Source organism: Atlanticothrix silvestris CENA357, from assembly GCF_016056295.1.
GTDB classification, from domain to species: domain Bacteria; phylum Cyanobacteriota; class Cyanobacteriia; order Cyanobacteriales; family Nostocaceae; genus Atlanticothrix; species Atlanticothrix silvestris.
The window spans coordinates 43,125-63,455 of sequence record NZ_JAECZB010000014.1; the positions used below are offsets into that span (position 1 = coordinate 43,125).

A 20,331-nucleotide genomic window follows, 5' to 3' on the forward strand; every position below is an offset into this window, starting at 1 on the left:
CCTCAAAGAACGCGCTACCAAGGATAATGACTGGATTGTGCGAGGTGCAGCAGTCGAAGAATTAGCAAATCACTTCAAAGATGACCCTGAAACTAAATCCATCCTCAAAGAACGCGCTACCAAGGATAATGACTGGATTGTGCGAGGTGCAGCAGTCCAAGGATTAGCTAAATACTTTAAATATCAGCCTGAGTTGTTTGAAATTTACCACCAATGCGCTGTTAATGACCCCTTTGAGTGCAAGCAAGATTATGAAACCAACCCTCGGCGCATTGCACTGGAGATAATTATCAAGCAATTTCCTCAGCATCCCCAGACTTTACCACTGTTGGGCGACAGAGCCAAAAATGACCCAGATGAGCAAGTGCGGGAATTTGCTCAGAAGAAGTTAAAGCAGTTGAAAGGGTAAATGTAAGCTGATTTACTATTCACAGCAGAAACCGCAAAAGAAAGGCTTACTATTATCTATGTCACAATTGAGGAACAGACGATTTACCCAACATACGCACAAGCTATAGCCTGTCTACGTGTCTGTCAGATGTTGTCAAACACCTACCGGAGTATTGAGCTATTTCGCTTTGATGACCAAACCGGAGTTGTATTTATTTTTGTCAATGAAGAACTCCAAATCATTGTACCCGCTAATGGAAACTGGAGGTTTTTAAATGCGACCGAACTTTGAAGCAATGACTAACAAAGAATTAATAGCTTATGCACTTGCACACCGGGAAGATGTAGAGCCTTTGCGTATTTTGTATAGCCGCCGCACTCCTGACTCGGAAGCAACATGGTACGGGCCAATGGTAGCTGAAGACGGTACGCCAATAGAAGAAAATATTCGTATTGCAGAAGAAGCAATTAGACAACGCATTGAGCAAGCAAATCAAAGCAAGCAAGATTCTCAAAGTTAAGAATAAAAGATCGGCTAAAAATTATGAATAACACAGAAGTTCGTCAGCAAATCAACCAATATTTAGATGTATTATCTTCAGAACGCCTAGAACTGGTTGCTGACTTTTTAGCATATCTGGCAGATAAAGAGAGTGAAGATGCTACCCAAGAGTTGCTTGATATCCCTGGATTTACTGAATCCTTTGAAGAAGGTAAAAAAGATATTGCTGAAGATCGGGTAAAAAATTGGAGACTAATAATTCGTAATACTTCGGCTACGCTCAGTACAAGTGACGCTCCTGCGTCGCTAACGCTGCGCTAACGTAATTCGTAATTATGTTTCAAAAGAATGAAATATACAATCGTGATTCAGTGGTCTGATGAAGATGAGTGTTTTGTTGTCAGTCTTCCTGAATGGGGAGAATTTTGTCACACTCACGGAGAGACTTACGAAAAAGCTTTTAAAAATGCTCAGGAAGTTTTAGAAATGCTGATTGAGTCATCTTTGGCTGACGGTGAAACTCTACCAGAGCCTAAGACGCTAGAAAAATCTTTGGAAGTTGCATAGGTAGCTGCAAATATTTGGTGTGCGCCTCAACCAATCTTCAGATAGTGCTATGTTCCAAATACTTGTGGCCAAGTTGTCACGACAAAAACTATAACTGCTGCGATCGCCAATAACCCTTGAATTAAATTTCCTATTAATGAACCTACTACAATTCCGATACCAGCCTTAATTGCTAACCATAAATCACGTCGGAAAATAAATTCACCAATAATTGCTCCTAAGAGTGGCCCTAATAAAATTCCTAGTAGCGGCCCGCCAAAAGGTAAAGTTGGTAATAATCCTAAAAATCCCACAATTAAACCAACGATCGCACCAATTTGCCCCCATTTACTAGCCCCTGCTTGTTTTGCTCCCAAATAGCTAGCTAAAAAATCTACTCCAACACTCAAAAGTAAAACAATAACTGTAACAATAAGTGGTATTTTTATTGCTGCAAAAGAATTACTAACTATTCCCCAAATAATTATCCCAATTAAAATTAAACTGCTACCGGGGATGGCGGGAACTACAGCACCAATGATACCTACAACCATTAAAGCTAATAATAGCCAATAAATTATTTGCATAGTTTCGTAATTCATAATCACTAACTTTTAACTTCTAATTCTTGAAGAGTCACTGCTAATTTATCTGCAATACCAGCAATCCAATTTTCATCTTGTTTAGTGTAACTGCGAGGAGCATTTGCACCCAAAATTAATACACCTTGATTACCAATTGGTTGACAAATTACCCCTTGAGTATTTTCTGGCAAGTAGTCAAATTCGATTTTGCCAGGATATATATTTAGATTAACTAAATAAACTGGCTGATGTTTTTCTAGTACCCGTTTTAAGATTGGCCCTGGTATTACTTCAGATTTGGCAGCCAGAATACCGCGACGTAACAAAACTTTGCCTTGATAAAAAACTACCAGCGATCGCGTCACTGTATTAGTTAATAATAAATGGGATGCCCAGGCTAATTCTGTTTTCACGGCTTCTGGCAAATCTGCTGCTAATACAAAACCTTCTTCCCCAATTAGTTTTACAGATTCAGGCGATCGCGGCTGTACTTGCTGCCAAATTAAACCCGTTAAAATCAACACTGCACTTAGAATGACACCAAGCACATCTCCACGCGATTGGGACTCGGTGAGTTCTGTTGTCAATAAACGATTAATCAACAAAAGTACAGCGCCTACCCCCCCGACAGCAATGGGTAAACGCCGCAAAATTAAATTGGGATCAGATTTAGTCATTAGTCAGTTGTCAGTTGTCAGTGGTTAGTTGTCAGTTGTTATTCTGCTTGCTTCCCCTGCCCCTCTGCTCCCCTGCTTCCCCTGCTCTCTTCACTCTTTACTCTTCCCCTGGTTCGATAATTCGCTGAAACAGATAACCAGTACCTCGCGCTGTGAGAATCAATTCTGGGTTGCTGGGATCGTCTTCCAATTTTGCCCGCAACCGGGAGATATGCACATCTACTACACGAGTATCAACATGGCGTTCTGGTGTGTAACCCCAGACCTCCTGCAAAATTTCCGAACGAGAAAAAGCTTCTCCAGAGCGACTTACTAGCAACTCTAACAAGCTAAATTCCATTCCCGTCAACCGAATACGTTCATCGCCTTTGTAGACTTGTCGCTTATTCGTATCAATTTTGATGTTCCCAACGTGGATTACACCAGAGCTAGGAATACCAGAAGCCCCTGTTTTGTCTACTCGACGTAGAACTGAGCGAATCCGTGCTTCTAACTCTTTGGGGGAAAATGGTTTAACTACATAATCGTCAGCACCCAATTCTAAACCGGTGATGCGATCGGCAACATCACCTAATGCTGTTAGCATAATGATGGGGACATCTGATTCTTTACGTAATTCTTGACACACACCGTAGCCATCAAGCTTTGGCATCATCACATCCAAAACCACTAGGTCAGGCTCAGATTTGCGAAAAGTTTCCAAAGCTTCTTCCCCGTCGCCAGCCGTCACTACATCGTAGCCAATCATGGAAAGGCGCGTTTCCAAAATCCGGCGAATGCTGGCTTCGTCGTCTACCACCAGGATTTTTTCTTTATGACTTTCCAAGTTTCACTATGCTCCTTAACTAAAATTTCTCATGATTAATTTTTAATACCATAATATTAAGATATCATTCCATCAATTGATTGAGAAAAAGCTGTAACTACTACTATTAATTGGATTTTAATTTTGCTCAAACCTTAAGGAAAAATTAAGATTAATTAATAATATTTAAGATTTAAGATTTAAGAATGGCAAAGCCTAAAACTTTTTTCACTTGCAACGAGTGTGGAGCAGAATCTTCCCAATGGTTTGGTAAGTGTCCAGCTTGTGGTACTTACAATTCTCTAGAAGAACAAATTTCGATCCAATCTTCAGTAGATATACCCAGTAGAGGAGGAGTGAGTGGTTGGCAGGCAAACCAAAACAATGGAAAACCTGCTGTTAAGCCAGCAAAACCTAGATCTTCTCTGACATTTGACCAAATTAGCGATCGCCAAATTGCTCGCTGGGAATCTGGTTATGGTGAACTAGATCGGGTGCTTGGTGGTGGAGTTGTTCCCGGCTCAATGGTGCTAATCGGCGGTGATCCAGGAATTGGCAAATCTACTTTACTATTACAAGTATCAAATCAGCTAGCGCAGAGATACCGTATTCTCTACGTAACCGGAGAAGAATCAGGGCAACAGGTGAAATTACGCGCTTCTCGTTTAGGAGTCTCCAATTCTCAAGATGAACTAAGTGATGAAGATGGTAAAGCAGTAGAAACTGCTGATTCTAAAACATCCCATGAGAATGGCCAAGCAGCAGCAATTGCTGATGAGAATGTAAGTGCAGATTTATATATATTGCCAGAAACAGATTTAGAAGAAATTTTACGAGAAATAGATTCCCTCAGACCAAATTTGGCAGTAATCGATAGTATTCAAACAGTGTTTTTTCCAGCCCTAACTTCTGCGCCTGGTTCTGTAGCACAAGTTAGAGAATGTACGGCGGCCTTAATGAAGGTGGCAAAGCACGAAGATATTACCATGTTAATTGTGGGACATGTCACCAAAGAAGGAGCGATCGCGGGGCCGAAAGTTTTAGAACACTTAGTAGATACAGTATTGTATTTTGAAGGCGATCGCTTTGCCTCTCATCGACTATTAAGAACAGTCAAAAATCGCTTTGGTGCAACTCACGAAATTGGCATCTTTGAAATGGTAGCTCAAGGATTGCGGGAAGTTGCCAACCCTTCAGAGCTATTTTTAGGCAACCGTGACGATCCAGCGCCAGGTACGGCGATTGTAGTAGCTTGTGAGGGTACTCGTCCTATTGTCGTGGAATTGCAAGCTCTTGTTAGTCCCACAAGCTACCCATCCCCCCGTCGTGCTGCCACTGGGATAGACTATAACCGCTTAGTGCAAATTCTGGCAGTGTTAGAAAAACGCGTAGGCATTCCCATGTCCAAGTTAGATTCTTATGTCGCTTCTGCGGGTGGGTTGAATGTAGAAGAACCAGCAGTAGATTTAGGAATAGCGATCGCTATTGTTGCCAGTTTCCGCGATCGCATTGTCGATCCAGGTACTGTTTTAATTGGCGAAGTCGGATTAGGCGGACAGGTGCGATCAGTTTCTCAAATGGAACTACGGTTGAAAGAAGCTGCTAAGTTGGGATTTAAACGAGCGATCGTGCCAAAAGGGACAAAATTCCCCGATCTTGATATCGAAATTTTACCAGTTGCCAAAGTAATAGATGCGATTATTGCAGCGATACCACACCAGACGCTAGAAGATATCGATTTAGAGATGGATGAAAATGAAGATTAGAAACTTCTCTCTTCTAATCACAAGTGCTTAGCAGAACACCTAAAGGAAAAACTGCCATGACAGCCCTCACCCAAGACTATCAAATCACTTGGGAAAAACTACCCGATGATTACAAACTGCCAGATGATCCAGTGGACAACATCAACCAACCAGCCTTAGCCGCAGCCCTCACAGAAAGCCTAGAACTGTCTGGACAACTCGCACCTGATGCGCTGACACCAACAAATTACGGCATTTGTGCCACCCTCAACAACAGAATAGTTATAAAAGCCCCAGACTGGGCATACATTCCCAAAATTACCGTTAATAGAGAAGAAGTAATCCGCAGTTACACCCCCAAATTAGAGGGAGATATCCCCGTAATTGTCATGGAATTTCTTTCTGATAAAGATGGCAGTGAATATTCCAGCAAACCAACTTATCCCCCTGGTAAATGGTTTTTTTATGAGTGCATCTTAAAAGTACCAAATTACGCCATTTTTGAACCAGCTAGCGGCAATTTAGAAGTTTATCGCCTAGATCAAAATACAGGTAGATATAGCTTACAAACTCCTAATAACAATCAACATTATTGGATAGCCGAAATGAATCTTTACCTTGGGGTGTGGCAAGGTACGCGTGAAAATCGCACAGGAAAATGGCTGCGCTGGTGGGATGAAAGCAGACTACTACTGTGGGGTTCTGAATTAGTCGAGCAAGAACGTCAACGTGCTGAACAAGAAAAACAACGTGCTGAACGCCTAGCTGCACAATTGCGAGCAGCAGGTATTGAACCACAAAATTAGACTTTCTGTAAATAATTACAGGTTTGCTAGATTGGCTAAAAATTAGTTCAATCTAGCAATTTTTTTTGAGAAATATCAAGTTCAAAAAATATTTATAACCTTTTATATCGACACGAATTGCTATTAATTAACTTAGAAATAACCAAAAATTACGTCATGGATGAAAATCAACAACCTATTGCTGTACAAATTCCCATAGCTGACTTTGAAAAAATTGAAGAAATATTAGAAAATTATGGTTTGGTACAGCTAATGAAAGAATCGGAAAATGAAGAACGCCTCTCTAAACATGAAGCTTGGAAGTATTACCAATATTTGAAGAACAAGAATATGGAAAGCTGAATATGCTAAAAAATTTCTAAAAGAATTGGCAGATTTACCAGAAGATGTTCAAAGCCGGATAGAACCCATTGTCTTTCAAGAACTAGAGTCCGAAAATCCCTTTGAATTAGGATATTTACAAAAAATGAAGGGTTATGATGAGAAATATAAGATTCGCGTAGGTAATTACAGAATAGGTATAACTGTTGACAAAGAAACACAAACATTAATTTGTCAACGAGTCGCACATCGTAAAGATATTTATAAAATTTTTCCGTAATCTCACTATTTTACTGAAGCGGGTTTTGTACAAATTCTGAGAACAATTACTAAATATTCATATTAAGGAAGATTGTAATAACTGACGCATAGATTGGGCTTGTACATGATTAGGTAAAATTGTTAAAAAATCATTCAAGTCTTGAATTGCTTCCCATTTACTTTCCAAGGAAGCACCTTGAGATAGCGCATACTTATATAAATCTTCTGCTGGTTTTGGATATTCAACAGCTAAGTAGTAAATAGCTAAATTAAAAGTATTACGCCAGTTTTTAGCATCTTTTTCGTAACTTTGTTTAGCAAGCTTGATGGAAAGTGTTAAGTCAGCCTGTGCTTTTTCTGTTTGCTGAAGGGCTTGATATGCTAAAGCACGGGTATATAAAGGCCAATCATTATTAACATCTAAATTTATGGCGATATCAAAATCTTGCAGTGCTTCCTGATAACGCTGCATTAACAGATAAGTTTTACCACGTTGTGCGATCGCCCAGTCGGATTTGGGATTAAGTTCAATAGCACAGTCGAAATCTTGCAGTGCTTCGGGATAACGCTCCATTAAACGGTAAGTTTGACCACGATGTGCGATCGCCCAATCATATTTGGGATTAAGTTCAATAGCACAGTCAAAATCTTGCAGTGCTTCCTGATAACGCTCCATTGCTCTGTAAGTTTGTCCACGATGTGCGATCGCCCAGTCGGATTTGGGATTAAGTTCAATTGCACAGTCGAAATCTTGCAGTGCTTCTTCATAACGCTCCATTAAACGGTAAGTTTGACCACGATGTGCGATCGCCCAGTCAGATTTAGGATTAAGCTCAATGGCGCGGTCAAAATCTTGCAGTGCTTCTTGATAACGCTTCATTAAGCGGTAAGTTTCGCCTCTCTGTGCGATCGCCCAGTCGGATTTAGGATTAAGTTCAATGGCGCAGTCATAATCTTGCAGTGCTTCTTGATAACGCTCTATTGCTCTGTAGGTTTGACCACGTTGTGCGATCACCCAGTCAAGTTTAGAATTAAGTTCAATTGCACAGTCGTAATCTTGCAGTGCTTCTTGATAACGCTTCATTAAACGGTAAGTTTCACCCCTGTCTGATAGATATTCAGCTTCATCAGGGACTAACTTTATAGCTTTCCGCAATTTGGCGAAACTGACGCAGCAGTGTCGTTTTACCAACTCTCCCTTGACCCCAAACATTAAATAAAAAGTGACGGCGAGAGTCTTCTAAGGGTAGTTTTAGATTTTGGCGAAATACATTAACTTGTTCCTCACGACCAACAAACCCTGATTGTTGACGTTGTTTGAGAATATCCTGTAAACTCTTGGGCTTATTTAGCGGGTTCATTACAAGATTCAGTTGTAAACTCTAATACATACAAGATAACTACTAAGTATGCATTCCCCATTTCGGATTTACAAAGATTTAATCCTTAATGTTTGCAAAAACGAAAGGCTCAGATACTTAACTTTTGAGAAAATTTGGGGTTATTTTTGTTTATTGGCTAAGTAATAACCGCTATAATTAGCGGTGATAGCCTGCCAAACTTCTACTGTTGAAAATTAAACGAAAAGCTTTTAACTTCAAACTAAAGTGTTCTCATTGAAAACAAGAACATTCTGACTGAAAACTAAAATGTTCTTGTTTCAACCGCAAACATTCTCACTTCAAACCGGAAAGTTTTCGTTTCAAACAAGAACGTTCTCACTTACAACAGCAAAATTGAAGCTCTGAACTCGGAGTTTTTCACTTTAAACAGAAACATCCCAGATCAGAGCTAAAAGTTTTAAGTTTTCGATGTACAAGTGTCGAGTTAATTTCTCGACTTATAAGGCTTGTGGTTGGACTTTTTTCGATTTACGTGCAAATCTTCGCCCTAAATCATCAACCATCGAATCTAAACCAGCGCCTTTACCACTAGCTTTGGCATAGTTATAAACCATCAGCCCCGCTGCATAAGCTTCACTGCCAACAGCTACAGATGTATCATCTACCAACTCTTGTAATTGCGTCAACGACAGCAAAATCGGATACAAGGCTTCAAATAATTCGATATCTCGGCGCATTTCATCCAAGTCAAAAGAACGAGGTAAGAAGTCAGGGTTTTGTGTGGCTATTTCCAACGCCTTACTCACAAACGCTCGACTCTTATCACCCAGCTTAGGTAAAGATTTACGCTCCTCGGTTGTCAAATCTACCAAGAATGGTAACTTTTCGCGGATAGTAGTAATTGCTTGCATCACGGCTTCTCGGTCTACTGGGGAAAGTTTTGCACTGATTTTAAGTTCTGCCATTTTTCATACACTTTATATAGTGATTAATTTCAGTATTCCCCAAGTCAGTTAGGCAATCATAGTTACTTGTAAGCAATTAAGAATTTTTTTATACATTTAAATAGATTATATTTCGCTAATTACCAGCCTTGAGCAAGTTTCTTGACTGGAGGCGAGTGGCGTTTGACCCAAGGAAACCCAGCATTTAGAGATAATAGTATTAGAACTAGCGAACAATAAACACAACATGAAAGCATACGAATTTGCCGCGAATGTCACCATTGAAGGCAAAATAGAATTACCAAATGTGATTTTGCAACAGTTAGAAAATAACCAGCAGGTAAAAGTAATTATTCTCGTTATTGAACCCACAGAAGAAGAACAAGAGAAAGTAGCTTGGCATCGTCGTGCAGCCGAACAATTATTAAAAGGCTACAGCGAAGATGATGCTATCTACGACACGATTTAAGCGATGCAAAATTATCAACCTGGCGCAGTTATTTTGCTCAAATGATTGAGAAAAAGTGCGTCAACGCATCCAGCAAATATGGTCTTTCCTTGAAGAATAAAAGATATGACTTCTTCTCCCCATTACATCCCTCAATCTGACCCACCGCTTCCTCCTTGGGAAACCCTACCAACGATGTATGATTTACCCAGCGACAACCCAGAGGAACCAGGCTTGCCAGACGATTTTCACTTTTTACAACCCTTACTTTTATATTTAACTTTTCAACCAATTAACTGGAACCCCGAACTAGTTTATAGTGCGGCTGACCTCAATCTTTACTATGACCTCCAGCATCCTTTATGGTACAAACGCCCAGATTGGTTTGGTGTAGTAGGAGTGCAAAAACTCTACAAAGGGCAGGACTTACGGCTAAGTTATGTAACTTGGCAAGAACCAGCAAATCCTTTTGTGGTTGTTGAGTTATTATCTTCAGGTACAGAAGACGAAGATTTAGGCACAAAAAGAGAAAGTGTAGTAGATAAACCTCCTAGCAAATGGGAAGTTTATGAACGAATTTTGCGAATTCCTTACTATATTGTTTTTAGTCGCTACACCAATGAACTTAGAGCATTTCAGTTAGTAGGTGGTCACTATGAACCGATGAGTTTAACTGATGGACGCTTACTAATGCCAGAGATAAATTTAAGTTTAGGTTTGTGGCAAGGGTCTTTTAGGGATATTGAAAGATTGTGGTTAAGGTGGTTCACTTTAGCAGGAGAATTGATTTGTGAACCCACAGAAGAAGTTGCTGCTGCTACCGAGAGAGCTATTATTGCTGAACAAGAAGCTACAGAAGCTAAACAAGAAGCTGAACAAGCAAAAAGAAAAGCTGAACAATTAGCAGAACGTTTGCGTCAGCTTGGTGTAAATCCTGATGAACTGGATTAATTATTCCAACCCCAGGTATCCTTATAGACCTCCAGATAGACCTGCGATCGCCCAAAACTTGTCACAATAATGACGACAACCGTTATTATGCACAACTAACATTATGGGCTTTGGTATAGGTGACTTATTCTGGATTTTCCTCCTTCTTTCTTCACTGCAACCAATCTGGCAAAAGCGGCAAATGGAATATCGGCGCTTACGCGCCCTACAAGGATTCCAGCAAGAACGCAAAAGTCGGGTAATTTTATTAATTCACCGCCAAGAGTCTATTAGCTTACTGGGAATTCCTCTATCGCGTTATATTACTATCGAAGACTCAGAACAGATATTGCGGGCAATTCGCCTCACCCCGCCAGATGTTCCAATTGACTTAATTTTGCACACTCCCGGTGGTTTAGTTTTAGCTACCGAACAAATCGCTAGAGCGCTAATTCGCCACCCGTCAAAAGTTAGTGTCTTTGTACCACACTATGCTATGAGTGGCGGTACAATGCTAGCCCTCGCCTCTGATGAAATTATTATGGATGCTAACGCTGTCTTGGGGCCAGTTGATCCCCAGTTAGGCAACTATCCAGCGGCAAGTATTCTGAAAGTAGTTGAAGATAAACCCATCGGTGAGGTTGATGACCAAACCCTAATTATGGCAGACCTCTCACGCAAAGCTATTCAGCAGGTACAGCGCTTTGTGCGGACTTTGCTGAAAGATAGTATACCTAAACAAAAAGTTTTACCTGAAAATATCGAATCGATTATCGAAGCCTTGACAACCGGACGCGTTACCCACGACTACCCCATCACTGTTGAGGAAGCAACAGAAATGGGGCTGCCCGTAACCGTCGGACTGCCCCGTTCAATTTACAATCTTATGGATTTGTATCCCCAACCCCAAGGAGGACGGCCCACCGTCCAATACATTCCTATGCCTTACGATGACCGTCGTCCAATTTTACCCACACCCAAAGGGCGACCTATGGAAGAACCAAATCAGCAGATTTGAGACTTTGGGGTAATAATTTTTTGCTGATGCTTAAGGGGTTGGTGTCACCGTTGGAGTTGGTGTCGCCATTGGAGTTGGTGTCGCCATTGGAGTTGGTGTCACCATTGGAGTTGGTGTCACCATTGGAGTTGGTGTCGCCGTTGGAGTTGGTGTCACCGTTGGAGTTGGCGTTGCTGTCGGAGTTGGTGTCGCCGTTGGAGTTGGTGTCACCGTTGGAGTTGGTGTCACCGTTGGAGTTGGTGTCGCCGTTGGAGTTGGTGTTGCCGTTGGGGTTGGTGTCACCGTTGGTTGGGGCGACGGCTTAGTATTAGGCTGAGTAATTACTTTCTTTGCCTCTTCATTCAACTGCTGGCGGAGTGCTAAATTAGCAATTCCAGTTTCCTGTAGTTGATTTTTTTTCTGATACTGCTTGACTAACTCTTCTGTCCGAGAATCATAAAATTGATCAGTGGGCAAAGGAGAATTTGGTTGAAGCACCGCATTCAAATTTGCTTCCAGAATTTTGACGATACTTCCAGCAAAATCTTGAGTTTTTGGCCCTACTATTCCATCAACACCAAGTTTATAACCCTTCTGAAATTCGCGGATGGCCTTTTGAGTTGCCTCATCTGTGAGAGGCCCGTTCGTTACCTTAACGTTATAGCCTAATCCCCGCAACACGCTACGGAATTCTTGTGGCGTATAATTGCGCTGAAGAACAGCAAAAGTTGTATCTGAAATTACTACGCTAGCAGTTATCAAGCAGGTAGTAGCAATAATCGTACTTGGTTTTCCAAACCCACACCACATAGTTGAAAGCTCCTTACTTTGACTTAAATCAGCATTATATAAACGTTCACAGGTGCATTTTACGTTTCTTTAAAGTTTTTTTCTCTGTTATTTATGATTTTTGATTAATTGGATGTCTATTAGTTAAGTTCAAATAGCATTTAAAGAAAGATTTTTGCTATCTATCTATAGAGGTATTTAGTTTTACTAATAGAAAGAGTAAAGAAAGATAGGAACCTATAATAACTGCTGTATAATTCAAAACTAAAAATGACTAATCGAAAATCTCTAAAATTGCGAAACCTTTATTTTGAAAGGTTGATGGCAATTATTGCTACAGTCAACCTATGCTTAGTTTTGTTTAATTTGAGTTACATACCCTGGCGGGATTTTTACTGGCGAAGACTTCCTCAAATTACTCGGATTTATGATCCCATTAAGGGCATTGAATCCCATAGAGAAACAAAAAACTATCTAGAAACAGTCAACTCACTCGAAGAACAAGTCAGCCAGACAGGATTACAATCACCAGAAGTAAAAACTAAACTGGAGGATCTCGACCGTCTTAGCACAGAGATAATTGACAGTAATCCATTTGCGGCAATAGATAAAAGTGGTACTCTGGAAAAAATCAAAAACCGAATGCGCGATCGCACTAGGCAAGAATCTGCGAAAACTGCCTTTGCTACTTTTTGGAGTCAGGCTTACTTAACGCAAAATGGCTGGGTATCAGAAATTAATTTTTTCAATCAAAAAATTCGTCCATTGATTGCCACTAACTACTACCGAGCAATTGGAGAAAATGGCGAGTTTATTGATGAATTTTGGCTGATTGACTTACCATTTGTGATTTTATTTGGTGTAGAGTTGCTGGCGCGTTCCTTTTATCTCCAGCGTCGCCATCCAAGTTTTAGCTGGTTAAATGCAATATTGTGGCGTTGGTACGACCTATTCTTACTGCTACCATTTTGGCGATGGTTACGAATCATACCTGTTTTAATTCGCCTCGACCAAGCGCGGATATTGAATCTTCAACCGTTGCGTCAACAAATTAATCAAGGGATTGTCGCCAATTTTGCTGAAGAACTCACAGAAATTGTCGTGATCAGAGTAATTAATCAAATCCAGGGTTCGATTCAGCGAGGTGAATTAACACGTTGGCTGTCGCAACAAGAAAACCTGCGTCCTTATATAGACATTAATAATATTAATGAAGTGGAAGCGATCGCAGGTATTTTCGTGCAAACCATCGTTTACCAAGTGCTACCCAAAATTCAACCAGATATTGTTGCCATTTTGCACCACAACATTGCAACCGCCTTCCATCAAGTACCTGTCTATCGCAATCTCCAGAACCTACCTGGTGTAGGGGAAGCAGCAACCCAGTTCAGTGAACAATTGGCAACTCAAATAGCCACCAACTTATACAATGCTCTAGTCAGCGCTGTCGAAGATCCCGTAGGTGCAAAACTTTCTGGCCAACTTGTGCAGCACTTCAGCGAAGCTTTAGGAGCAGAAGTGCAAAACAAACACGTGCTTTCAGAAATTCAAAGCTTACTTTTTGACTTTTTAGAGGAAGTCAAGCTCAACTACGTCCAACGTTTATCCCAAGAGGATATAGACCAAATTTTGGAGCAAACCAGACAGATCAAAACACAAGCATCCGTCCAGCCATTAGTAGATCGAGGTGCTGCTCTTTCACAAACCAGAAAAATGTAGCAGAAAAGCAGGGAGCAAGGAAGAAGAGGGGGGAAAAGGTGAGCCAGCGCGGTAAGGCAGCGCGGTCTTGGGGGTTTCCCCCAGGAGCGACTGCCGCACCCCTTGTGGGTCTTGGGGAGCCAGTCCGTTGCGGGGGTTTCCCCCGTTGAAGGAACTGGCGTGGAAACCACGCCACTTGCTTTATGCCGGCGGCACTTCCTTCAAGTCGGCATAGCCGCCCAACGGAGTGCCTTGGGAACCCGTCCACCGCAGTGGCTCCCCATGAGCGACTGGCGATCTTCGCAGCGTAAAGCCTGCGGCATAGCTACGCTTAGAGCGACGCAGGAGCGTCACCCTCAAGGGGTTAAAGGGTAAAGGATGAAGAAACAAACCCTTTAACCCTTCCCCCCTTACCCCTTCTTCTCAATGCCCCATGCCCCAATAACTATTGACTATTAAAGAAATGCGCTAAACTCAAAATAGAGGCGAACCATATTTGGTTCGTCACAAGACTTCTTGGAAGATATCCCTATCGCAGGAAGTGGGTCAACGCCCACTTTTTTTATTGAATTCTCGCATGACTCATCCCTTAGTCCCACAAATTATAGATTTGGCGACACCAGTAGCAGAAGAACTGGACTTGGAAGTCGTTGGCATCGTTTTTCACACGAACCAGCGTCCTCCAGTATTGCGGGTAGACATCCGCAACCCCCAGCAAGACACTGGTTTGGATGATTGCGAACGAATGAGCCGTGCTTTGGAAGCCTCCTTAGATGCGGCGGAGATCATTCCAGATGCTTATGTCTTAGAAGTATCCAGTCCTGGTATTTCGCGGCAATTAATCACCGACAGGGAGTTTATTTCCTTCAAAGGATTTCCTGTAATCATCTCCACTTCCCAACCCTACGATGGACAGCAAGAGTGGAACGGTCAGTTAATTCGCCGAGATGAAACAGCAGTTTACTTAAACCAAAAAGGTCGTGTAGTCGAAATCCCTCGTTCACTAATAACGAGGGTGCAGCTAGATGAGCGCCGATAAACAAGGGATTAGGGGCTAAGGACTAGAGGCTAGAGGCTAGAGGTTAAAGATTAGAGATTGGGGACTAGAGTAAAACTTTTCTCTAAATCCCTATTCTTTAATGCTGAGTTTCTACTTTTTTTACTAGCACCTAGTTCCTAGTCCCTAATCTTTAGTCCCTGATTTTAAAGGAGAATATTTATGTCAATGGTTAGTTTACCAGGATTAAAAGAATTAATTGAAAGTATAAGTCGTGAACGTAATTTACCTCGTCTAGCGGTTCAATCAGCTATTAGAGAAGCACTACTTAAAGGTTATGAACGTTATCGTCGTGCCCAAAACTTGGAGCGAAAACAGTTTGATGAAGAGTACTTTGATAATTTTGAAGTAGAACTTGATATTGAAAGTGAAGGGTTTCGGGTTCTTTCTACCAAAAGTATCGTCGAAGAAGTTGACAACTCCGACCATCAAATTTCTTTAGAAGAAGTACAACAAGTCGCTCCCGAAGCACAACTGGGAGATTCTGTGGTCTTAGATGTGACACCGGATCAAGGAGAATTCGGTCGCATGGCAGCAATGCAAACCAAGCAAGTATTGGCACAAAAGCTACGGGATCAGCAACGCCAAATGGTGCAAGAAGAGTTCCAAGATTTGGAAAGCACCGTACTCCAAGCCAGAGTTCTACGTTTTGAGAGACAATCAGTAATTTTGGCAGTAACCAGTAACTTCGGTCAGCCAGAAGTCGAAGCTGAATTACCAAAACGGGAACAACTGCCCAATGATAATTATCGGGCAAATGCTACATTCAAGGTATATCTCAAGAAAGTATCCCAAGGTCAGCAACGAGGGCCACAGTTGCTAGTATCCAGAGCTGATGCTGGTTTGGTGGTTTATCTATTTGCCAACGAAGTACCAGAAATTGAAGATGAAGTGGTACGGATTGTTGCCGTAGCCAGGGAGGCTAACCCTCCCTCGCGTTATGTAGGCCCTCGAACTAAAATTGCTGTAGACACCCTTGATCGCGATGTAGACCCCGTTGGTGCTTGTATCGGAGCTAGGGGATCGCGAATTCAAGTAGTAGTCAACGAATTACGTGGGGAAAAAATAGATGTAATTCGCTGGTCTCCAGATCCAGCAACATATATTGCTAATGCCTTGAGTCCAGCACGGGTTGATGAAGTACGGCTCATGGATCCTGAAAGTAGACAAACTCATGTATTAGTGGCAGAAGATCAGCTGAGTTTAGCCATTGGTAAAGAAGGACAAAATGTCCGCTTGGCCGCCCGTCTCACTGGATGGAAAATTGATATCAAAGACAAAGCCAAATATGATTATGCCGGAGAAGATGCCAAATTTGCTGCTGTACGTGCCAGATATGAACCAGAGGAAGATGACATGGAACTGGAGGAGCCAGAGGATGAAAATCAAGAAGAATTAAATGATGATGAATCTTTTGACACTAACGATGACGAGTAATTTATTAGTTTTGTGGAGTTCTGTTAAGATTAACCTTAATACTAGTCTTAATGATTACTTGGGTAAAAGCGACTTAGTATAAATAAAAATTGGGGTTCCAACTTTATTTTCAAAACTAGAATGCTAGCCTAAAGTCAATAAAGACCAAATGAAACCGAATTATCGGCGTTGTATAAGCTGCCGCAAAGTCGGCTTAAGAGAAGACTTTTGGCGGATTGTCCGCGTCTTTCCATCGGGGAAGGTACAATTAGATCAGGGCATGGGGCGTTCTGCCTATATTTGTCCGCAAGCGGGCTGCTTGCAAGCGGCTCAAAAAAAAAATAGACTAGGGCGATCGCTACATGCATCAGTGCCAGAAACGCTGTATCAAACATTGTGGCAACGTCTAGCCCAAAGCAATCCCCAAAATCAAGTTTAAGTTGAACAACTTTGTGGTGGTAATCCCCAGAGGATTTGTGCCGAAAGCCGAAATAGTCGCGCTCTCATCACACCTTTTGCAATTGTTGGGGTTAGTGCCAAAATAGTAAATGGGTGTAGTAGCAAGTAACTCTCTGATCAAAAAGAGAGGCAAAGCAATACTCCCAACAAGTTTTACTAGATTGTGTTGTGGAAGACTCAGAATCAGCAAAACAAAAAACTACAGAATGGCAACCTGGTAGCGCTCAGGCGCAGTTCGGCATTAACGATGCCCATAAAAACTTTTTTCTTGAAAAAATTTTATGGGTTTCCATTAACCACCATTCCTGGTGGAGATGCCAACATTAAACCGAAACATCTCTCTTTCCTGATTGGAGGCACCGGCAAAATTTTAACGGCAACCTAAAAACAGTAATCAAAGGATGGAGATGTCGCACTCCCAGGCAACCATCCGCTAAAAAACTGTAAATTAAAGGGGAAGAGTGGATGAACAACGGCAAAGTTAGAATCTACGAATTATCAAAGGAATTGAATTTGGATAACAAAGAGCTATTAGCAATTTGCGACCAGCTCAATATTGCGGTCAAAAGCCATAGCAGCACAATTTCAGAATCAGAGGCAGAACGCATCCGGACGGCTGCCGAAAAACTGGTAGCTACGAATGTGGTGCCCAAAAAGGAACTAGGTACAACTAGCCATAAACCAAATTCACCACAAAGTGGCTCCCGCAACCGACCTGCTCAATCTCACAAACAGCAAATTTTGGAAATTCGCAAGCCCAAAATATTGAGAAATCCTACCTCCAACGCCTCAGAGGCGTCAGCCGCTACCAATAACCAAGTTGCTTCGTCTGAAGTTAATTCTCCTTCACCTCCACGACCCTTCGCTACACCTGTCTCACCCATGAAGCCGACGGCACCAACTCGACCTGTACCCCGGAATCAATCTGAGACCATACCAGAACCTGCTATTACAGAAGCAGAACAAACGCTTGATACCCAAGAACCGGAAAATATGCCGGAAACAGTAGCAGCAGAAAAAACCGAAAAAATAGCACCACAAAGACCAAAGGCAGATAAACCCCAAAAACCACAACTGGTTAGTCCGCCTGCAAGACCTAGTGGAGAAAAATCTTCTGTATCTGTAATTGATCAGTCAAGTCAAGCAGAAAAACCAATCCTCAAACGCGAACGCCCACGGCGTGTCGAAGAAGAACGTGAGCAAGCTAAGCCAAGAGTAGCTAAGCCGACGACGCAGACAGAAACACCACAGGTTCCAGTTCAAAAACAGGCTCGACCTACACCGTCACCAGTAAAACCGGAGCAGAGAGGTAACAGACCACCTGGGCCAGCACCTCTAGGAGATGGGCAACGACCTACTAGACCAGTACGACCATCTGAAGTTGTAGGAGCAATGCCAACTGCTACTCCGCCAAGAGCAATGCCAGGCGCACCAGGCAAGGCGGAGATTGGTGATGATGTAGTTGCACCAGATCTCCTCGACTTGAAACGCCCAACACCACCTCGTTTAGCAAAAGGTGGGAAGAAGTGGCAAGAAGAGGAAATTATAGACGAAGTTAAAGAAAAGGCTGGCAAAGGAGCTGTTAAAGGCAAGCGGGTCAAGCCGATACTTGAGGAGGATTTTGAAGAAGAAGATCTGCTGGATGATGAAGATCTAGACGCACCAGCAACCGTTCAGGTTAGTCTTTCTATCGCTCGTCCTCCCAAACCTAAGGCAGCTCGACCAGCGCAATCCGCTGGCGCAACGCTGGCTAGTATACCTACCACTAGAAACAGAAGGGGAAGTTCCAACCGAGATCATAACCGTCGCCAAGAAGTTGAGACCAAGCGCGATCGCCCTGAAAAAGTGGTGGTAACGGGGCCGATGACAGTACAAGAACTAGCTGATGTCTTGGCTGTTGCCGATACAGAGATCGTCAAAATCCTGTTCCTCAAAGGCATGGCGGTGAGTATCACCCAAAATCTAGATATTCCGACAATTACTTTGGTAGGCAAAGAGCTAGAAGTAGAAGTCGAAACTGCTGAACCTGAAGCAGAAGCCCGCAAAATCACTGAAATGATCGACGTGGAAGATTTGGAAAACCTCCATCGTCGCCCACCGGTTGTAACAATTATGGGTCACGTAGACCACGGCAAAACTACCCTGCTCGACTCGATTCGCAAAACCAAAGTCGCTGCTGGCGAAGCTGGTGGTATTACCCAGCACATTGGTGCATACCATGTGGATATAGAACATGAGGGCAAGAAGCAGCAAATAGTCTTCTTAGATACCCCTGGTCACGAAGCTTTCACAGCCATGCGGGCACGGGGAGCTAGGGTGACAGATATTGCTGTTTTGGTAGTGGCTGCTGATGACGGTGTTCGTCCTCAAACAATTGAAGCCATTAGCCATGCTCAAGCTGCCGAAGTGCCAATTGTTGTAGCAATCAACAAGATTGACAAAGAAGGGGCACAACCAGAACGGGTAAAACAAGAACTGACCCAGTATGGCCTGACAGCAGAAGACTGGGGCGGTGAAACAATTATGGTTCCAGTGAGTGCCATCAAGGGTGAAAATTTAGATACGCTCTTAGAGATGATTCTGCTGGTAGCAGAAGTAGGAGAACTGTCTGCTAACCCAGATCGTGCAGCTAAAGGTACTGTGATTGAAGCACATCTGGACAAGGCTAAGGGAGCAGTTGCGACCTTGCTGATTCAGAATGGTACTTTGCATGTGGGCGATATGTTGGTAGCTGGCTCGGCATTTGGTAAAGTCCGAGCGATGGTGGATGACAGAGGTAAAAGAGTGGACGTTGCTAGTCCTTCTTTTGCTGTCGAGGTGCTGGGTCTCAGTGATGTGCCAGCAGCTGGGGATGATTTCGAGGTCTTCTTTAACGAAAAAGAAGCACGCACTCTGGCTGGTGATCGCGCCGACAAACAGCGCCTATCTCGTCTCCTGCAAGGACGTGTTACCTTAACAACTCTCTCGGCTCAAGCACAAGAAGGCGAGTTGAAAGAACTCAACTTGATCTTGAAGGGAGACGTACAAGGTTCAGTGGAAGCTATTGTGGGATCTCTCAGACAAATTCCACAAAACGAAGTCCAAATTCGGATGTTGTTAGCGACTGCTGGAGAAATCACAGAGACAGATATCGACTTAGCTGCTGCTAGTAACGCTGTCATCATTGGTTTCAACACTACCTACGCCAGTGGAGCCAGACAAGCTGCTGATGAAGCTGGTGTGGATGTGCGTGAATACAATATCATCTACAAACTCTTAGAAGATATCCAAGGTGCCTTAGAAGGTCTCCTGGAGCCAGAGTTGGTGGAAGAACCTTTGGGACAAACCGAAGTCCGTGCTGTCTTCCCTGTTGGTCGTGGTGCCGTTGCTGGCTGCTACGTTCAATCTGGCAAGCTGGTTCGCAACTGCAAAGTGCGGGTGCGTCGCGGCGGTAAGGTGATTTACGAAGGTGTCCTTGATTCCCTAAAACGGATGAAAGAAGACGCGCGCGAAGTCAATGCCGGTTATGAATGCGGTATTGGCGTTGATAAGTTCCATGACTGGGTTGAAGGTGACATCATTGAAGCCTACCAGATGGTAACTAAGCGTCGTACCCTGACATTGACGAAATAGT

At 42.7% G+C, this 20,331-nt stretch carries 25 protein-coding genes; 17 read left to right on the forward strand and 8 right to left on the reverse strand.

What is annotated here, in order from left to right; translation table 11 throughout:
- The 5 genes from I8751_RS08545 to I8751_RS08560 all read left to right on the forward strand — a co-directional run.
- A partial coding sequence (locus I8751_RS08545) for a HEAT repeat domain-containing protein (RefSeq protein ID WP_214438746.1) occupies nucleotides 1-409 on the forward strand: 409 nt, incomplete at its 5' end.
- 81 nt (nucleotides 410-490) lie between these two features.
- Entirely contained in the window at nucleotides 491-682 is a 192-nt protein-coding gene (locus tag I8751_RS30360; RefSeq protein ID WP_449658059.1) for a DUF6888 family protein, read from the forward strand.
- On the forward strand, nucleotides 666-911 hold the full coding sequence (locus tag I8751_RS08550) for a DUF6887 family protein (protein WP_214438747.1): 246 nt from the start codon (nucleotides 666-668) through the stop codon (nucleotides 909-911). Before I8751_RS30360 ends, I8751_RS08550 begins: the two co-directional genes overlap by 17 nt.
- A 23-nt stretch (nucleotides 912-934) precedes the next feature.
- On the forward strand, nucleotides 935-1,213 hold the full coding sequence (locus tag I8751_RS08555; protein WP_225894038.1) for a hypothetical protein: 279 nt from the start codon (nucleotides 935-937) through the stop codon (nucleotides 1,211-1,213).
- A gap of 27 nt (nucleotides 1,214-1,240) precedes the next feature.
- Nucleotides 1,241-1,459: a type II toxin-antitoxin system HicB family antitoxin gene (locus tag I8751_RS08560; protein ID WP_214438748.1), complete on the forward strand. Its 219-nt coding sequence runs from the start codon at nucleotides 1,241-1,243 to the stop codon at nucleotides 1,457-1,459.
- A gap of 47 nt (nucleotides 1,460-1,506) precedes the next feature.
- On the opposite strand, the gene I8751_RS08565 is transcribed toward I8751_RS08560, so the two are convergent.
- The 3 genes from I8751_RS08565 to rpaB form a co-directional block, all read right to left on the reverse strand.
- A complete protein-coding gene (locus I8751_RS08565; RefSeq protein ID WP_214438809.1) occupies nucleotides 1,507-2,025 on the reverse strand; it encodes a DUF456 domain-containing protein in 519 nt (172 codons plus the stop codon).
- A 20-nt stretch (nucleotides 2,026-2,045) separates the two neighbouring features.
- A complete protein-coding gene (locus I8751_RS08570) occupies nucleotides 2,046-2,699 on the reverse strand; it encodes a cofactor assembly of complex C subunit B (protein WP_214438749.1) in 654 nt (217 codons plus the stop codon).
- 97 nt (nucleotides 2,700-2,796) lie between these two features.
- On the reverse strand, nucleotides 2,797-3,525 hold the full coding sequence (gene rpaB, locus I8751_RS08575) for a response regulator transcription factor RpaB (protein ID WP_006196591.1): 729 nt from the start codon (nucleotides 3,523-3,525) through the stop codon (nucleotides 2,797-2,799).
- Nucleotides 3,526-3,710: 185 nt separating this feature from the next.
- Here rpaB and radA point away from each other — a divergent pair, with 185 nt between their 5' ends.
- The 4 genes from radA (at nucleotide 3,711) to I8751_RS08595 (ending at nucleotide 6,656) form a co-directional block, all read left to right on the forward strand.
- On the forward strand, nucleotides 3,711-5,270 hold the full coding sequence (gene radA, locus I8751_RS08580; RefSeq protein ID WP_214438750.1) for a DNA repair protein RadA: 1,560 nt from the start codon (nucleotides 3,711-3,713) through the stop codon (nucleotides 5,268-5,270).
- Nucleotides 5,271-5,326: 56 nt separating this feature from the next.
- Entirely contained in the window at nucleotides 5,327-6,055 is a 729-nt protein-coding gene (locus I8751_RS08585; RefSeq protein WP_214438751.1) for a Uma2 family endonuclease, read from the forward strand.
- Between the two features lie 117 nt (nucleotides 6,056-6,172).
- Complete coding sequence (locus I8751_RS08590; RefSeq protein ID WP_449658058.1) at nucleotides 6,173-6,397, forward strand: hypothetical protein; 225 nt, start codon at nucleotides 6,173-6,175, stop codon at nucleotides 6,395-6,397.
- A complete protein-coding gene (locus I8751_RS08595; RefSeq protein ID WP_214438810.1) occupies nucleotides 6,384-6,656 on the forward strand; it encodes a type II toxin-antitoxin system RelE family toxin in 273 nt (90 codons plus the stop codon). The genes I8751_RS08590 and I8751_RS08595 overlap by 14 nt, the downstream gene beginning before the upstream one ends.
- A gap of 57 nt (nucleotides 6,657-6,713) precedes the next feature.
- Here I8751_RS08595 and I8751_RS08600 read toward each other — a convergent pair whose 3' ends face one another.
- The 3 genes from I8751_RS08600 to I8751_RS08610 form a co-directional block, all read right to left on the reverse strand.
- Nucleotides 6,714-7,793 (reverse strand): tetratricopeptide repeat protein, encoded by a 1,080-nt coding sequence (locus tag I8751_RS08600; protein WP_225894040.1) that lies wholly within the window; start codon nucleotides 7,791-7,793, stop codon nucleotides 6,714-6,716.
- A complete protein-coding gene (locus I8751_RS08605) occupies nucleotides 7,765-7,998 on the reverse strand; it encodes an ATP-binding protein (protein WP_214438753.1) in 234 nt (77 codons plus the stop codon). Before I8751_RS08605 ends, I8751_RS08600 begins: the two co-directional genes overlap by 29 nt.
- Before the next feature lie 479 nt (nucleotides 7,999-8,477).
- Entirely contained in the window at nucleotides 8,478-8,945 is a 468-nt protein-coding gene (locus I8751_RS08610; protein ID WP_214438754.1) for a hypothetical protein, read from the reverse strand.
- A 226-nt stretch (nucleotides 8,946-9,171) separates the two neighbouring features.
- On the opposite strand from I8751_RS08610, the gene I8751_RS08615 reads away from it, so the two are divergent.
- From I8751_RS08615 to I8751_RS08625, 3 genes are all read left to right on the forward strand, one after another.
- Nucleotides 9,172-9,393, forward strand: coding sequence for a hypothetical protein (locus I8751_RS08615; RefSeq protein WP_214438755.1), 222 nt, complete (start codon nucleotides 9,172-9,174; stop codon nucleotides 9,391-9,393).
- Nucleotides 9,394-9,498: 105 nt separating this feature from the next.
- Nucleotides 9,499-10,323 carry a Uma2 family endonuclease gene (locus tag I8751_RS08620; protein WP_214438756.1) on the forward strand — a complete coding sequence of 275 codons (825 nt, stop codon included), beginning with the start codon at nucleotides 9,499-9,501 and terminating at the stop codon, nucleotides 10,321-10,323.
- Between the two features lie 103 nt (nucleotides 10,324-10,426).
- Entirely contained in the window at nucleotides 10,427-11,320 is an 894-nt protein-coding gene (locus tag I8751_RS08625) for an SDH family Clp fold serine proteinase (protein WP_214438757.1), read from the forward strand.
- Between the two features lie 30 nt (nucleotides 11,321-11,350).
- On the opposite strand, the gene I8751_RS08630 is transcribed toward I8751_RS08625, so the two are convergent.
- The gene (locus I8751_RS08630) at nucleotides 11,351-12,109 is read right to left on the reverse strand and encodes a peptidoglycan-binding domain-containing protein (RefSeq protein WP_214438758.1); all 759 of its coding nucleotides are present in this window, start codon (nucleotides 12,107-12,109) and stop codon (nucleotides 11,351-11,353) included.
- 249 nt (nucleotides 12,110-12,358) lie between these two features.
- Here I8751_RS08630 and I8751_RS08635 point away from each other — a divergent pair, with 249 nt between their 5' ends.
- A complete protein-coding gene (locus I8751_RS08635) occupies nucleotides 12,359-13,807 on the forward strand; it encodes a hypothetical protein (protein ID WP_214438759.1) in 1,449 nt (482 codons plus the stop codon).
- A 180-nt stretch (nucleotides 13,808-13,987) separates the two neighbouring features.
- Here I8751_RS08635 and I8751_RS08640 read toward each other — a convergent pair whose 3' ends face one another.
- On the reverse strand, nucleotides 13,988-14,176 hold the full coding sequence (locus I8751_RS08640) for a hypothetical protein (RefSeq protein WP_214438760.1): 189 nt from the start codon (nucleotides 14,174-14,176) through the stop codon (nucleotides 13,988-13,990).
- 187 nt (nucleotides 14,177-14,363) lie between these two features.
- Here I8751_RS08640 and rimP point away from each other — a divergent pair, with 187 nt between their 5' ends.
- From rimP to infB, 4 genes are all read left to right on the forward strand, one after another.
- Nucleotides 14,364-14,825 (forward strand): ribosome maturation factor RimP, encoded by a 462-nt coding sequence (rimP, locus tag I8751_RS08645; protein WP_214438761.1) that lies wholly within the window; start codon nucleotides 14,364-14,366, stop codon nucleotides 14,823-14,825.
- Between the two features lie 180 nt (nucleotides 14,826-15,005).
- A complete protein-coding gene (gene nusA / locus I8751_RS08650; RefSeq protein ID WP_214438762.1) occupies nucleotides 15,006-16,280 on the forward strand; it encodes a transcription termination factor NusA in 1,275 nt (424 codons plus the stop codon).
- A gap of 148 nt (nucleotides 16,281-16,428) precedes the next feature.
- Nucleotides 16,429-16,698, forward strand: a complete 270-nt coding sequence (locus I8751_RS08655) for a YlxR family protein (RefSeq protein ID WP_214438763.1) — start codon at nucleotides 16,429-16,431, stop codon at nucleotides 16,696-16,698.
- A gap of 485 nt (nucleotides 16,699-17,183) precedes the next feature.
- On the forward strand, nucleotides 17,184-20,330 hold the full coding sequence (gene infB / locus I8751_RS08660) for a translation initiation factor IF-2 (protein WP_214438764.1): 3,147 nt from the start codon (nucleotides 17,184-17,186) through the stop codon (nucleotides 20,328-20,330).
- Nucleotide 20,331 lies beyond the last annotated feature (1 nt).